Annotated in this window: 11 protein-coding genes; 3 read left to right on the top strand and 8 right to left on the bottom strand. The window is 59.4% G+C overall.

Features of this window, described 5'->3' with window-relative positions:
• Positions 1-8: 8 nt before the first annotated feature.
• Positions 9-557, top strand: a complete 549-nt coding sequence (locus GRI41_RS12370) for a thiamine phosphate synthase (RefSeq protein WP_160605289.1) — start codon at positions 9-11, stop codon at positions 555-557.
• A 101-nt stretch (positions 558-658) separates the two neighbouring features.
• Complete coding sequence (locus tag GRI41_RS12365) at positions 659-3007, top strand: DNA translocase FtsK (protein WP_160605287.1); 2349 nt, start codon at positions 659-661, stop codon at positions 3005-3007.
• A gap of 58 nt (positions 3008-3065) precedes the next feature.
• Here the strand turns inward: GRI41_RS12365 and GRI41_RS12360 are convergent, their stop codons facing one another.
• The 5 genes from GRI41_RS12360 to GRI41_RS12340 form a co-directional block, all read right to left on the bottom strand.
• A complete protein-coding gene (locus GRI41_RS12360; protein WP_160605285.1) occupies positions 3066-3446 on the bottom strand; it encodes a hypothetical protein in 381 nt (126 codons plus the stop codon).
• 98 nt (positions 3447-3544) lie between these two features.
• On the bottom strand, positions 3545-4987 hold the full coding sequence (locus GRI41_RS12355) for a UdgX family uracil-DNA binding protein (RefSeq protein WP_160605283.1): 1443 nt from the start codon (positions 4985-4987) through the stop codon (positions 3545-3547).
• Complete coding sequence (locus GRI41_RS12350) at positions 4984-6228, bottom strand: putative DNA modification/repair radical SAM protein (protein ID WP_160605281.1); 1245 nt, start codon at positions 6226-6228, stop codon at positions 4984-4986. Before GRI41_RS12350 ends, GRI41_RS12355 begins: the two co-directional genes overlap by 4 nt.
• A 279-nt stretch (positions 6229-6507) precedes the next feature.
• On the bottom strand, positions 6508-7539 hold the full coding sequence (locus tag GRI41_RS12345; RefSeq protein WP_160605279.1) for a substrate-binding domain-containing protein: 1032 nt from the start codon (positions 7537-7539) through the stop codon (positions 6508-6510).
• Positions 7540-7607: 68 nt separating this feature from the next.
• A complete protein-coding gene (locus GRI41_RS12340) occupies positions 7608-8999 on the bottom strand; it encodes an OprO/OprP family phosphate-selective porin (RefSeq protein WP_160605277.1) in 1392 nt (463 codons plus the stop codon).
• A gap of 172 nt (positions 9000-9171) precedes the next feature.
• Here GRI41_RS12340 and ald point away from each other — a divergent pair, with 172 nt between their 5' ends.
• Positions 9172-10287: an alanine dehydrogenase gene (gene ald, locus GRI41_RS12335; protein WP_160605276.1), complete on the top strand. Its 1116-nt coding sequence runs from the start codon at positions 9172-9174 to the stop codon at positions 10285-10287.
• Here ald and GRI41_RS12330 read toward each other — a convergent pair.
• From GRI41_RS12330 to GRI41_RS12320, 3 genes are read right to left on the bottom strand one after another with little or no spacing between them, the layout of a single operon-like run.
• Positions 10284-11552 (bottom strand): NADH:flavin oxidoreductase/NADH oxidase family protein, encoded by a 1269-nt coding sequence (locus tag GRI41_RS12330; RefSeq protein WP_160605275.1) that lies wholly within the window; start codon positions 11550-11552, stop codon positions 10284-10286. The two genes, ald and GRI41_RS12330, sit on opposite strands and share 4 nt — an antisense overlap.
• Positions 11553-11557: 5 nt before the next feature.
• The gene (locus tag GRI41_RS12325) at positions 11558-11962 is read right to left on the bottom strand and encodes an acyl-CoA thioesterase (protein ID WP_328600556.1); all 405 of its coding nucleotides are present in this window, start codon (positions 11960-11962) and stop codon (positions 11558-11560) included.
• Positions 11959-14145, bottom strand: coding sequence for a S9 family peptidase (locus tag GRI41_RS12320; protein ID WP_160605274.1), 2187 nt, complete (start codon positions 14143-14145; stop codon positions 11959-11961). The genes GRI41_RS12325 and GRI41_RS12320 overlap by 4 nt, the downstream gene beginning before the upstream one ends.
• Positions 14146-14232 lie beyond the last annotated feature (87 nt).

Genomic DNA, 14232 nt, shown 5'->3' with positions numbered 1-14232 from the left:
ACGTGCATATGACGCAAGACCAGTCCTCTCCTGAGCAGGTGCTGCCCAAGCTGTGGCTGCTGAGCGATGCGCGCAATGACAATGCGCTTGAGAGCGCGCTGGCGAATTTGCCGCGCGGGTCGGGCTTTATTTACCGGCATTATCATCTTGGCCCGGACGAAAGGCGCGCGCGCTTCGCCGCTTTGCAAGAGATCGCGCGCAAGCAAGGCCATCTGACGGTTCTCTCAGATACGCCGGTGAAAGCAAAACAGTGGAAGGCCGACGGGATTTATGGCGCGGCGGGGCGTATGCCCAAGGGCAATGATCTGCTGAAACTGGTCACCGCGCATGATTGGAAGGAAATTGTCGCGGCCGATCGCGCGGGGGCTGATGGCATTCTGCTTTCACCCATATTCGCAACCCGTTCGCACCCCGGAACCAAACCGCTCGGACCGCTGCGGTTCCGGATGCTTGCAAGAAAGGCCAAGGCCCCGATTATTGCATTGGGCGGAATGAATGCGGAGCGTGCGCGGCGGCTCGATTGGCCGCGCTGGGCGGCGATTGACGGGCTTAGCTGAACGAAGCACCCCCTCGCGAACACAACGAATAACCGCAGACCGCTTGACCCCGAGTCCGCGACGATTCATGGTGCGTTCTCACGCGAGAACAGGGGTAGATTATGGCCAGCCGCGCCATCGGAAAATCGCAGAAAACAGACTGGCGTGCGGCCTGGCGCCGTTCGATGCGGCGCGCTGCGCAGATGGTTGGCGCCGGATTGCTGTTCGGATCGATGCTGTTCCTCGCTTTGTCGCTGGTCAGCTACACCCAGACCGATGCCAGCTCCTCCACTGCCGCAGATGCCGGCCAGATTTCCAACTGGATGGGCAGCAGCGGCGCGTGGACCGCCGATATGGCGTTGATGATATTCGGCTTTCCCTGCGTCTTGCTGCTCCCGCTGCTCTATGTTTTTGCGCGCAAATTGTGGCGCGATGTGGAGGAAGAGGACATCGATACCGAAACCCGCTGGTGGACGCCGGTGGGCATGCTGCTGCTGTCGATGGCCTTGCTGGGCACGGTTCTGTCGCTGGCTTTCGAGGCACCCAATGGAAATCTGCCCGCATCCTTTGGCGGGATGACCGGATTGCTGGGCGCAGGCGCGGTCGAAGCGATTGCCGGGCGGCTTCCCGAAGGCGCGCAAGGCTGGACGATTTTGGGGCTGGCGCTGCTCAGCCTTGCCGGCGGTGTTGCGCTGGTCACACGCGTCTTCGCGATCGACTGGGCGCAATTGCTGACTTTGCCCAAATTCCTCGAACGCTCCTCATCGCTGGGAGAGAAGCTGGGCGACGCCAGGATACCCTTCGTTCCCGCGCGCAAGCCCAAACAGGCGAAAGCCGCGAAACCCGCCGAACCGGTCATCGACGCCGAACCGCGCCGCGCGCCGACCATTTCGGATCCGACAAAGCCGCCGAAAAAGGCCCCGCTGGCCAAGGCCAAGCAAGGCGACATGTTCGCAGACTTCGCGCTGCCCAGTCTCGAATTGCTGTCCGATGCACCCGAAGACAGCGCGCCCAAGCTCGACAAGCTGGCGCTGGAACGCAATGCACGACTGCTCGAAACCGTGCTCGACGATTTCAACGTCAAAGGCGAGATCACCGCGGTGCGCACCGGCCCGGTGGTGACCATGTACGAGCTGGAGCCCGCACCCGGGATCAAGGCCGCGCGGGTCATCGGGCTTGCCGAAGATATTGCCCGCAATATGTCCGCGATCAGCGCGCGCGTTTCGCCCATTCCCGGCAAGACCGTGATGGGCATCGAATTGCCCAATGCCGACCGCCAGATGGTGGTGCTCAAGGAACTCGCCGCATGCGAGGATTTCGCCGATGCGGGCGGTGCGCTGCCGATCATTCTGGGCAAGGATATCGCCGGCGAACCGATCGTGGTCGATCTCGCGGCGATGCCGCACTTGCTGGTCGCGGGCACCACCGGCTCGGGTAAGTCGGTGGGCCTCAACGTCATTCTGCTCTCGCTACTTTACCGCTTCACGCCCGCCGAATGCCGCTTGATCCTGATCGATCCAAAAGTGCTCGAGCTGAGCGTTTACGAGGACGTTCCGCATCTGCTGAGCCCGGTGGTGACCGAGCCGCATAAATCGGTGCGCGCGCTGAAGTGGGCGGTGGAGGAGATGGAGCGCCGCTACCGGATGATGAGCAGCGTCAATTCGCGCAATCTGGCGGGCTTTAACGACAAGGTTCGCGCGGCGATTGCCAAGGGCAAGCCGCTTGGCCGCCGCGTGCAGACCGGGTTCGACCCCGAAACCGGCGAGGAAATTTACGAGGAAGAACAGCTCGATTACGAAGTGCTGCCGCAGATCGTCCTGATTGTTGACGAGCTGGCCGATTTGATGGTGACGGTGGGCAAGGAAATCGAAGTCCTGATCCAGCGGCTCAGCCAGAAATCGCGCGCGGCGGGCATCCACCTGATCATGGCGACGCAGCGCCCATCGGTTGATGTTATCACCGGCGTGATCAAGGCCAACCTGCCCACGCGGATCAGTTTCAAAGTGACCAGCCGGATCGACAGCCGCACCATTCTGGGCGAGCAAGGCAGCGAGCAGCTGCTGGGCAAGGGCGACATGCTTTACAAACCCAATAGCGGCGCGACGATCCGCGTTCACTGCCCGTTTGTGTCCGATGAGGAAGTCGAAGCGGTTGCCGATCACTGGCGCGCGCAAGGCAAGCCCGACTATGTCGATGCGGTCACCGAAGAACCCGAAGATGGCGGCGGATTGTCATTCGAAGACGATATGACCGCCAGCGACGATCCGGTCGAACGCAAATACCGTCAGGCCTGCCAGATCGTGATCGAGAACCAGAAAGCATCGGGCAGCTGGCTGCAGCGCCAGATGGGCGTTGGATACAACACCGCTGCCAAATGGATCGAACGGATGGAAAGCGAAGGGCTGGTCGGTCCGGCAAACCATGTCGGCCGCCGCGAAATCTTCCGCGATCAGGACGGCAATCCGATCTAGGCCGCTTCAGACCCAAGGCGTTTCGGGCGGTATCGCCTGCGCGCAAATGGCCCGAAGGCTATTCGACTTCTACCGCATCGAATTCTTCGGCATGGGCGAGCTGGAGTTCCTCACAGGTTTCATAGGCTTCCGTCAGGAACTCTTCGATCCCTTCGGGATCGTCTTCCATTTCGTTCAACCGTTCGATCAGCAGTTCAACCACCGCCTCGTGCTCTTCCAGGGCACGTTCCCCCTCTTCGCCGTCACGGGCCATCGCCAAGGTAAGCCAGCGGAGAGCAACCTCTTCATGCAGGGCCTCGGCTTCGGGCTCATCTTCGCTTACCCCAGCGTAAAAGCTGTGCAGCGCGCTGCATCGCATCGCGGCTTTATAGTCCAGCAATTCGGGTTCGTTGGCAGACAGATTGGCACCCGCCAGTGCCAGAACAGAGAGGGGAGCCATGAAAAACAAGCGCATAGTATACCTTTCAACTGGTTGTCAGCGCCAATGCAGCTTTTCGCGGCGCGAGCACTTGCACAGACGCGACAGGTTTTGATCTATCATCCCAACATTGCAATACGTTTTGCAACTTCGGACAAATCCTGCGCGAACAGCTTCGCCTGCTCCGCCCGCGCGTCACCGTCCAAACGAAGCAGGTAGGATGGATGCACCGTCACCCATAGCTCGCTGCCGTCGGGCAAAGCGATAGGCGCGCCGCGCGCAGCGGTTACGCTGACCGTCTTGCCCAGAACCGACCGGGCGGCGCTCGCCCCCAATGCCAGTATCAGCTTCGGCTTCACGATTGCGCGCTCCGCTTCGACCCACCAGCGGCAGCTGTCGATTTCCTTGGCATTGGGTGTCTGATGGATCCGCCGCTTGCCGCGCTGGGCAAATTTGAAATGTTTGACCGCATTGGTGACATAGGCGCGCTCGCGCTCGATACCCGCTTGGATCAGATATTCGTCCAGCAATTGCCCCGCCGGCCCAACAAAGGGGCGGCCCGCCACATCCTCCTGATCACCCGGCTGCTCGCCCAGAATCATTAGCGGGGCTCCGCGCGGCCCTTCACCCGCCACCGCTTCCCCGCCGAGCGCGCTGATCGGACAGTGCGAGCAGGTACCAATCGCGCAGCGCAATGCCTCTAGCGTAGCGGGCTGCGGCGCATGATCGATCGCCCCCGCATCAACCATCTGCGCCTCGCGCGATTGCGCCGCAGCAATCATTTCCGGAATCAGCTGCGCCTCGGGCATGTTCTTCCAGTATTTCTTGGGCATCTCGCTCATCATCGCGCCCACTTTCAGCCGCGCCGGATTGAAAATCGAAGCGTAATAGCTGCGCCACAATTCCTCCGTCGGATCGCCGTCGGGCGCATCCTTGCGCGATGCAGGCGGGCTTTGCGTCATCCTTTCGCCATCCCAATGGATGCAGCTCCGCGGCGTCAGGATCGACCAGCGCATATTGGCGAAGCGGCGTTTGAAGAAGCCTGCATTGGCGCGCAGGATATGATGATCGGGTTCGAACCATGCGACATAGCGTGTGCCGCCATCATCTTCTTCGACTTCGCGGAAACGGACAAAGGCGTGCATTTTGTGACTGTCGCGGCGAACGCTTTTGGACAGGTCTTCGGCGTAGCGGACATCGCCGTCCGACTTATCCTCCATCAGCCGCGGATTGTCCTGCAATCGCCACAACAGGCGATAGAGCAGCGCGAAGCGTTGCGGATCGGAATGGAGCGCCGCACCGCGCGCCACCGTCAAAAAACGCTTGCTCGCCCGAACATCGGGGGCGTCTGCTGGCGGCGCGGGCAAAGCCCCATTTTCGGGAGCAAGCGCCGTTGCAAACAGATCGCCCGACCCACCCGGCTCGACCCAACCCACCCGCTCGGGAGGCACCGCGCATTGCACCAGTCCGCGCGCCGCCTCGCGCCAGAAAACGAAATCGTCCGGCTCGGCAAGCGTGACAGTATAGTGCGTATCGGCCTCGGTGCGGGCGAGCACAGTCATGCCGCGAACAGCTCCAGCTGCTCCTGCCTCGGCGCAAGCAGATTGCGCAGATCGGCGCGGTCGGTCAGCGCGGTCGGGCGCCAATCGGTGGCACAGATAAACGGGCGGACCTTGGCAATCGACACGGTCAGCTTGCCCACATCATCTAGCCGCAAGCTGCGATGCCGCCGCGCCGCGATGATCCGGTTAACCGCAGTGACCCCCAGCCCCGGCACGCGCAGCAATTGCTCGCGCGGGGCACGGTTGACGTCGAGCGGAAACTGCTCGCGGAATTTGAGTGCCCAGGCGAGCTTGGGATCGATATCGAGCGGCAGATTGCCGTCCTTCTCGGTCGCCTGAATCACTTCGTTCGCGCGATAGCCGTAAAACCGCATCAACCAGTCTGACTGGTATAGCCGGTGTTCGCGAATGAGCGGCGGCCGCTTGAGCGGCAACACCGCGCTTGCATCGGGGATTGGGCTGAACGCCGAATAATAGACCCGGCGCAAGCGAAAGCCATCATATAGACGGCTTGCCTTGCCAACGATATCGGCATCGGTTGCGGCATCCGCGCCAACGATCATTTGCGTCGATTGCCCGGCGGGCGCAAAGCGCGGCGCGTTTTTGAAGCGTTTCTTTGCGTCCTTCGCTTCGACAATATCCGATTTCACCTTGCCCATCGCGCCTTCGATCTGCCGCGCATTCTTGTCAGGCGCGAGCCGGCTCAGTCCGCTGTCGGTCGGCAGTTCGACATTGATCGATACGCGATCGGCATAAAGCCCCGCCTGATAGACCAGTTCGGGATCGGCCTCGGGAATGGTCTTGAGATGGATATAGCCGCGAAAATCATGTTCCTCGCGCAGGATCCGCGCGGCTTCGACCATTTGCTCCATCGTATGGTTGGAGCTTTTGACAATGCCCGAAGACAGGAACAGACCTTCGATATAATTGCGCCGGTAAAAGCTGATCGTGAGATCGGCGACTTCCCACGGGCTGAAACGCGCGCGGCGGACATTGCTGCTCTTGCGATTGACGCAGTAATGGCAATCGAAAATGCAATGGTTGGTCAGCAGGATCTTGAGCAGAGAAATGCAACGCCCGTCAGGGGCATATGCATGGCAGATCCCCATGCCTTCGGTCGAACCGATGCCTTTCCCGCCCAGCGAATTCTTCTTCGCCGTGCCCGAGGACGCGCAGGACGCATCATATTTCGCCGCGTCCGCGAGAATTTCCAGCTTTTCCAAGGTAGAGAGCGAATCCATATGTTCGCTATATGTTCTTATGGCCGCAAAAGAAAGAGGTTTGCCCGAAAATTCAGCGACATGGGGCTATTTGCGGTGTGCGGTCAGTTGGCGGCCAATTGGCGGATAGCTTGCCGGGTAAGCGGCGCTCTCTGCCGACCAATCGCGGAAACAAAAAAGCCCCGCTTCTCAGCGGGGCTTTTTGCATTCGGGCCCTATGGATGCACTTGGGCAAGCCCGCAGACTCTACTTCTTTAATTTGCGCCGGATGCAACAGGCACCCGGCGCAAATTTCGCTGTTTATTTCAGTTCATCAGCCGTGAGCACGGTGAAATCGGTTGTCTTCGCGACATTCGCTGCGCGGACATCGTCAGCCGAAGCGACCAGACCGATTTTGGCAAGCGGGCCGTCAGCGTCCCAGCTCTTGGCCCATTCGGCGATATATTCGCGCAGGCCGGGGATCGCATCGAGATGCTGTTTCTTGACATACATGAACAGCGGACGCGCGCCGGGATAGGCAAAAGTCGAAATGTTCTCGTAAGTCGGTTCCTGACCGTTCATCGGAAGGCCTTGAACCTTGTCAGCATTCTCTTCGAGATAGGAATAGCCGAACACGCCGATCGCTTTGGGGTTGTTGCTGATTTTCTGAACGATCAGATTGTCCTGCTCGCTCTGGTCAACATACATGCCGTCGCTGCGCACTTCGGTGCAGATCTGGTCATATTTGTCTTCGTCGCTTTCCTTGAGCGCTTTCATGCTCTCATTGGCTTTGCAGCCCGCTTCGAGAACCAGTTCTTTGAGCGCATCGCGCGTGCCCGAAGTGGATGGCGGGCCGTAAACCAGAATGGGTTCTGCCGGCAGCGAAGCGTCAACATCTGCCCAGGTTTTGGCGGTTTGTTCTTCACCATATGGGCTCGCCGCCAAAGCGCGATAAACGATTTCCGGGGTCAGGTTCATGGTGATGCCGCCTTGCGCAGAAGCGAATGCGATACCGTCCAGACCAACCTGGATTTCGACGATTTCGGTCACGCCATTGGCGGCGCAATCTTCAAATTCGGATGCTTTCATCCGGCGCGAAGCATTTGCAACATCCGGCGTGTCAGGGCCAACGCCGGAGCAGAACTGCTTGATCCCGCCGCCGCTGCCGGTCGATTCGATCAATGGGCCGGCCATGCCGGGATTGGCCAGAACGGCGTTCTCAGCAATCACTTTGGCAAAGGGGAATACGGTTGAAGAACCGACAACATGGACCGATTCAGCGGCAGTGTCGCTGCACGCAGACAGTGTCAGTGCAGACGCTGCGACGAGGGCAATTTTGGTAGTAAAACGCATGATATTGGTTTCCCTATTTGAAACTATGGCCCGCGCATATGGGCGCGGTGTGACGTTAGTATGACAGTTTAGAAATCAATCTGCGCACGAACACCAAAGGCATCCACGCTGTAAGAAGTGCTACCCAGCGGCCCGGCGAAAACGGCATTGTCATATTCAAGCTTGCCGTAATTCGCGAGCAGCAGCGCCCAATCCGTCGGCTTCCAGATCAGCGACAGCATAAAGCCGTTCTGGGTTCCGCCGACGACACCGCCATCGGTCAGATCGAGATAGTCGTAGCGGGCGTTGATCTGGATCGAACCGGTGCCGCCTTCGCCGACCGGGTTTTGCGGTTTCACGCGGTCAAATTTGCCGCCTTTGTACCCGCGCGTATCCCCTTTGGTCAGGAATACACCCGCTTCGGCATATCCGCCGAAGAATGTCGGATCGGACATCCCGCCGGTGCGATTGACGTTCTGCCAATATCCCTCGGCAGCCGCGTGGAACGGCCCGGCAATCACCGCACCTTCGAGCCCGAAGCCGAACTCGCTGCTCGCCCCGAGATTACCGGTGTTGATGAAGCGTTCCGAAGTGAAGTGGACCAGCGGACGCTGGCGATAGCGAACCGTGTCGCCTGCCTCGAGATCAGTGTAATGCGTAGAGGCACCGAGATGCAGCTGTGCATCGCCCATTTTCGGCATCACCACGATGCGGCCATCGGCGCTCCAGCGCTTGTTCGACAGGTCGCCCATATTGTCGGTAAACAGACCGGTCTGGATCATCACCGCATCGCTGCTGAATTGTGCACCGACACCCACGCGGCGTTCGAAACCAAACGCATCGGTAAAGGCGGCGCGTTCGATAAAGCTGGTGTGCAGGCTGCTGGTGAGTTCTTCCAAAGACTGGAAATTGTTGAACTGGCCGACGGTCAACTCCGCATCGCCCGCTTCGTAAGAAAGAAGCGCGTCTGCGACCGCGATTTCATTGCCCGCGAAATCCACTTCGAACTTATAGCCGAAGCCGCCGGGCATATCGCCCGAAACGCCAATCCGCGCACGGCGGGCTTCGCTGCCAAAGCCTTCGCTGCGGCCCGTGGCATCGGGAACATTGGTAAAGCCCGCATCATATTGCAGACGTCCGCGCGGCTTGAAGCTCCACCCGCCGTCGCCTTTGATCTCGGGCGCGCCCTTGAATGCGATACTTGTCGAATCGGCGGATGCCTGTGTGGCAGCTGCTTTTGCTTCGCTCGCTTGCGCTGCAGCATTCGCGGCAGTTTGCGATGCGGCCTGGGCTTGCTCTTCGGCTTGCTCAAGCTCGTTTTCCAGCGTTTCAATCCGCTGCGCCATCGCCGCCATTTCGGCGCGCATGGCCGCCAGTTCCTCTTGGACAGAGGGAGCATCCTGAGCAATTGCGGGCTGGACCCAGCCGCAAGCCAAGGCGAAAGCGAGTGCAGATCCTGTTGCACCGGCCCGAATTGTCATGATCATCACCTTTACAGATTTTTGAAGGATTGGTGACGCCGGTATGTCTGTTTTGTGACAGTTTAGAGACTGTGGAAAAATTGCCCCTGACCGGAAAAGGCAAACTGCGAAGACAATTCTTGAACCGATATCGTTTCACTTGTAACTACATGCGCAACAAGGAGACCTCCCCATGCGCATCGGTTGCCCGTCAGAAATCAAGAACCACGAATATCGCGTCGGCCTGACGCCCGAGAGCGCCCGCGAGCTGGGCGTCAACGGGCATGATGTTTGGATACAGAGCGGCGCCGGCATGGGAATCGGTGCAACCGACGATGAATATCGCGATGCAGGCTGCAAGATCGTCGACGGCCCCGAGCCGATTTTTGCCGAATGCGAAATGGTGGTGAAAGTCAAAGAACCGCAAGCGGGCGAGCGCGCCATGCTGCGACCCGGACAGATTCTTTACACCTATCTGCATCTTGCCCCCGATCCGGAGCAGACCGCCGATCTGGTCAAATCGGGCGTCACCGCGATTGCTTATGAAACCGTCACCGGTCCCCGCGGAAGCTTGCCCCTGCTCAAACCGATGAGCCAGGTTGCCGGGCGCATGAGCATTCAGGCGGGCGCATCGGCCCTGGAAAAAGCGCATGGCGGCCGCGGCGTGCTGATCGGCGGCGTTCCAGGAGTTCTTCCGGGCAAAGTCGTGGTTATCGGCGGCGGCGTTGTCGGCTTCAACGCGGCGCAAATGGCGGTTGGGCTGGGCGGCGATGTCGAAATTCTCGACCGCGATCCCGAAGTGCTGGAGAAAGTCGGCACTTTCTTCGAAGCCCGCGCGAGCACGCGTTTCTCCAACAAGACCAATTTGGAAGATGCGGTACGGCAAGCCGATCTGGTGATCGGCGCCGTGCTCATTCCCGGTGCCGCCGCGCCAAAACTGATCACTCGCGAATTGCTCAAGGAAATGAAGCCGGGCGCGGTGCTCGTCGATGTTGCAATCGATCAAGGCGGGTGCTTCGAAACATCGAAACCAACAACGCATGCAGAGCCGACATATACTGTCGATGGCATTGTCCATTATTGCGTTGCCAATATGCCCGGTGCGGTTGCGCGGACCAGCACCTATGCGCTCAACAATGTCACATTGCCGCATGCCTTACGGATGGCACGCGACGGCTGGAAAGAAGCAATGCGCCGCGATCCGCATCTGGCGGAAGGGCTCAATGTGCATGACGGAAAAGTCACCTACCAGGCCGTGGCCGAAGAATTGGGCTATCAGCATATGCCCATCGAAGAAGTGCTCGCCTAGGCAGCGCGCCACTTGCGATAGTTCTTTGCCCGCCGCGCGGTTCTCCATTGATCGGCAATCATCGACAGCACCGGTGAAACGCCGGGGTTGGATGGTTTGCCCGTGGCCATCAGCTCAAGCTGCGCTTTCGTAAGCGCCATATTCGCAAGGCCGTTGAGCGATTTGTTCGACCATCCCGGATCGGGAAAGGTAAATTCCAGTTCGCGATCCGCCTTCCAGTCATCGGGCAAATCCGGATTGAAAGCCATTGCCCGGGCGATACCCAGCAATTCAACGCCGAAGCCTGCGGCATCATGCTCAAGCGCTTCTTCAGCCGTGGCGCGTTTGGTGATGCCGCCGGTGACCATGATCGGCATCGAGGCAGTTTTGGCGATATCGCGGGCAAAATCGACAAAATACGCCTCGCGCTGGCTGGTCGATTCCGAGCGGACGTCCTGACCTTCGGCGTCGGAGCCCATCATTGCAGGGCTTTCGTAGGAGCCGCCCGACAATTCGACGAAATCAACGCCCTTGCCTTTCATCCATTCGACCACTTGCCGTGCATCGTCGAATTCGAAACCGCCGCGCTGGAAGTCGGCCGAATTGAGTTTGATCCCAATGCCAAATCCCGGCTTCACCCGCGCACGTGCCGCTTCGATGATCGAGAGCAGGAAGCGCGCGCGGTTCTCCAAGCTGCCGCCCCATTTGTCATCACGGCGATTGGTCAGTGGCGAGAGGAACTGGCTGGAGAGATAGCCATGCGCGGAATGGATTTGCACGCCGTCGAATCCGGCAGCCTCGGCCTGTTCGGCAGTATCGGCAAAGCGCGCGATGATTGCTTCGATCTCCGCCTCGTCCAGCTTGCGAACGGGCGCGAACATGGCGTTGAGCTTGCCCATATCGAGCGAGATGCCTGAGGGAGACACCGCTGTCTCGCCGGTCGCTTTGTAGAGTTGCCGTCCCGGATGGCTGATCTGCAACCAGAACTGGCCGCCGCCTGCCTTGCCAATTTCCGCCCATTCGCGGAACGGTGCCAGATCGGTGCCCTTTTGCAGCACAACTGCGCCCGGGCCGGTCAATGCAGAGGGATCGACCATCACATTGCCCGACAGGATCAGGCCCACACCGCCTTTGGCCCAGCGGTCATAGAGCGCAAACAGCTTTTCTCCCGGTAATTGCCCGGGCTGCACCGCCAGATTTTCCTCCATCGCTGCTTTGCACAGGCGATTGGGAACGGCGGTGCCATTGGGCAAAGTAAGGGGCTGGAAAATTGCGGATGCGGACATGCGATTTACTCTTGTTCGATCAGGAAGGGCGCGATCACTTCGGGGCGAATGCGCACCAGCCGATGTGTCTCGCGGTCCAGCATCGCCCAATTGGTCAGCGCAGAAACGATGACTTTGCCCTCTGTATTGCGAAATTGCACGCGGCGGTTCGATGTTGCGCCTTTGGCGGGGCCGGGAATCCATGTTTCACCGGTCACGCTTTCACCCTTGGCAATATTGCCGCGATAGTCGATCTCGTGCCGGACCACGAGCCACACAAACGCCTTTGCATGCGCCGGATCAGCCACCGCATCCCAATGCGCGGTGGCCATATCCTGCACCCATTGGACCCACACCGCATTATTGACATGGCCCATCACATCGATGTGCTCAGACGCGGCGGTGAAGGTTTTGGCGAAGGGTTCGCTCACTCATCAATCCCGTGATGGCTCAGGATAAAGGCGAACTCTTCTGCCGCTTCGTAGAGCGAAGTGAAACGGCCCGATTTTCCGCCGTGCCCCGCGCCCATATTGGTTTTGAGGAGCAGCTCGTTATCGTCGGTCTTGGTGTCGCGCAGTCGTGCGACCCATTTGGCCGGTTCCCAATAGGTCACGCGCGGATCGTTGAGGCCTGCGGTGACCAGCATCGCCGGATAATCCTGCGCCACCACCTGATCATAGGGGCTGTAGCTCAAGATATAGGCAAAGGCCTGCTTGCTCTCGATCGGATTGCCCCATTCGGGCCATTCGCCCGGCGTCAACGGCAGGCTGTCATCCAGCATGGTGTTGAGCACATCGACGAAAGGCACGTCGGCCACCACGGCTTTCCAAAGCTGCGGATCGGTGTTGACCACCACGCCCATCAGCTCGCCACCCGCAGAACCGCCCGAGGCGCTGATTTCGCCTTCGCGGGTGTAGCCTTTGGCCGCGAGCCCTTTTGCGACATCAACGAAGTCGTTGAAGGTGTTGGTCCGCTCGTTCATTTTGCCTTGCAGATACCAATTGCGGCCCAGATCATCGCCGCCACGAATATGCGCGATGGCATAGGCGACACCGCGATCGATCAGGCTGAGCCGTGAAGAGGAGAATCCCGGCGGCACCGCATAGCCATAGGCGCCATAGGCATAGAGATGCAGCGGAGCCGGCTTGCCACCTTCTGCCATCCCGCGATCCTTGCGCATCACAATGCTGACCGGAACCTGCGTGCCGTCGCGTGCTGTCACGGTCTCACGCACAGTCATATAAAGCGAGGCGTCATATCCGCTGGGGATTTCCTGCTGCTTAAGCAGCTCAAGCTTCGCACCTGACAGATGATAGTCATAGACCGAATCCGGCGTGACCATGCTTTCATAGGTCAGCCGCAGCTTGCTGACATCATATTCGGGATTGTTCGAAAGACCCGCCGAATAGCTTGCTTCGGGGAAATCGACCGGAGTGATTTTCGACGCGTCCTGATAGTCGCGGATCTGGACCTGATCGAGGCCGTTCAATCGCCCCTCGGTCACGTAGAAGTCTTTGAACAGGCTGAACCCCTGAAGGTAGAATTCATCGGATCCGGCGATATGCGTGGTCCATTCGCCCGGATTGTTGAGCCTCGCAGTGGCCAGCCGGAAATTCACATGCTCGTCATTGGTGTGGATGTAGAGCGTGCCATCGCGCAAATCGACATCATACTCGACGCCCTTATTGCGCGGCTTGATCAGCACTTGTTCGCCGGTCGGATCATCGCGGCGGACAATCCGCACTTCGCTTGTTTCGTTGTCACCGGTGGCGATAATCAACCAGTCTTCCTGCGCCGACAGGCCTGTGCCCACGCGGAAGCCTTCATCCGCCTCGCGGAAGATTTCGATGTCGCTTTCAACCGGGGTTCCAATCCGGTGGAGCCGCGCATTGTCGACGCGCCAATTGGCATTGGCCTTGCCGTAAACGATGCCGGTATCATTCGCGACCCAGATCAGGCCCGACAGCGTTTCGGGGATCTCGTCCGCGAGCAGTTCGCCCGTTTGCAGATCCTTGATCCGCGCCAGAAACCGCTCTGACCCGTTATCGTCATAGGAATAGGCCAGATAGCGCCCGCTATCGCTCACCGAGATTGCGCCCAGGCGAAAATAATCCTTACCTTCGGCCAGCTGGTTTTCGTCCAGCATCAACTGCTTCGCGTCATCTGTCTGGGGGCCAGCCACCGGTCGCCGGTACCACAGCCGGTACTCTTTGCCCTCGGCAACTTCGGTCCAGTAAAGATAGTCGCCGTCTTTCTGCGGGACCGAGCTGTCGTCCTCTTTGACGCGGCCTTTCAGTTCTTCAAACAGCGTGTCGACCAGATTCTGGCGCGGCGCCATTTGCGCTTCGAACCAGGCATTTTCGGCTTTCACATAGTCCAGCACATCTTCGTCATCGATCTTGGGATAGGATTGATCCTTCAGCCAGTGATACGGGTCCGAAATGGTGATCCCGTGATGCGTGGAGGTGTGTTCGCGTTTTTCAGCGACGGGAGGGGAAGTAGGCGCGGTTTCGGTCAAGCTGGTTTCCTCTGCAGTCTGGGCGTCCTGCGCGGCAAGCGGCGCTGCGACGAGGCCTGTAGCGAGCGCGGCTAGCGCGACGGATGCAATTCTCATGGCGGATGTCCCTGTTGGAATGTCGGTTGATGTGGTAATCGATACAAATGAAACTATGTCGCGGGTGATACTGTAACCCGCAGTGAA

This window comes from Pontixanthobacter aquaemixtae (assembly GCF_009827395.1).
GTDB classification, from domain to species: domain Bacteria; phylum Pseudomonadota; class Alphaproteobacteria; order Sphingomonadales; family Sphingomonadaceae; genus Pontixanthobacter; species Pontixanthobacter aquaemixtae.
Note: the sequence above shows the minus strand (reverse complement) of the source record. Positions and strands in the feature narration are given on the sequence as shown.

Coding starts and splice junctions, on each gene's coding strand:
- GRI41_RS12365 (WP_160605287.1), top strand. CDS start 659: ATGGCCAGCCGCGCCATCGGAAAATCGCAGAAAACAGACTGGCGTGCG.
- GRI41_RS12320 (WP_160605274.1), bottom strand. CDS start 14,145: ATGAGAATTGCATCCGTCGCGCTAGCCGCGCTCGCTACAGGCCTCGTC.
- GRI41_RS12350 (WP_160605281.1), bottom strand. CDS start 6,228: ATGGATTCGCTCTCTACCTTGGAAAAGCTGGAAATTCTCGCGGACGCG.
- GRI41_RS12355 (WP_160605283.1), bottom strand. CDS start 4,987: ATGACTGTGCTCGCCCGCACCGAGGCCGATACGCACTATACTGTCACG.
- GRI41_RS12330 (WP_160605275.1), bottom strand. CDS start 11,552: ATGTCCGCATCCGCAATTTTCCAGCCCCTTACTTTGCCCAATGGCACC.
- GRI41_RS12345 (WP_160605279.1), bottom strand. CDS start 7,539: ATGCGTTTTACTACCAAAATTGCCCTCGTCGCAGCGTCTGCACTGACA.
- ald (WP_160605276.1), top strand. CDS start 9,172: ATGCGCATCGGTTGCCCGTCAGAAATCAAGAACCACGAATATCGCGTC.
- GRI41_RS12370 (WP_160605289.1), top strand. CDS start 9: ATGACGCAAGACCAGTCCTCTCCTGAGCAGGTGCTGCCCAAGCTGTGG.
- GRI41_RS12340 (WP_160605277.1), bottom strand. CDS start 8,999: ATGACAATTCGGGCCGGTGCAACAGGATCTGCACTCGCTTTCGCCTTG.
- GRI41_RS12360 (WP_160605285.1), bottom strand. CDS start 3,446: ATGGCTCCCCTCTCTGTTCTGGCACTGGCGGGTGCCAATCTGTCTGCC.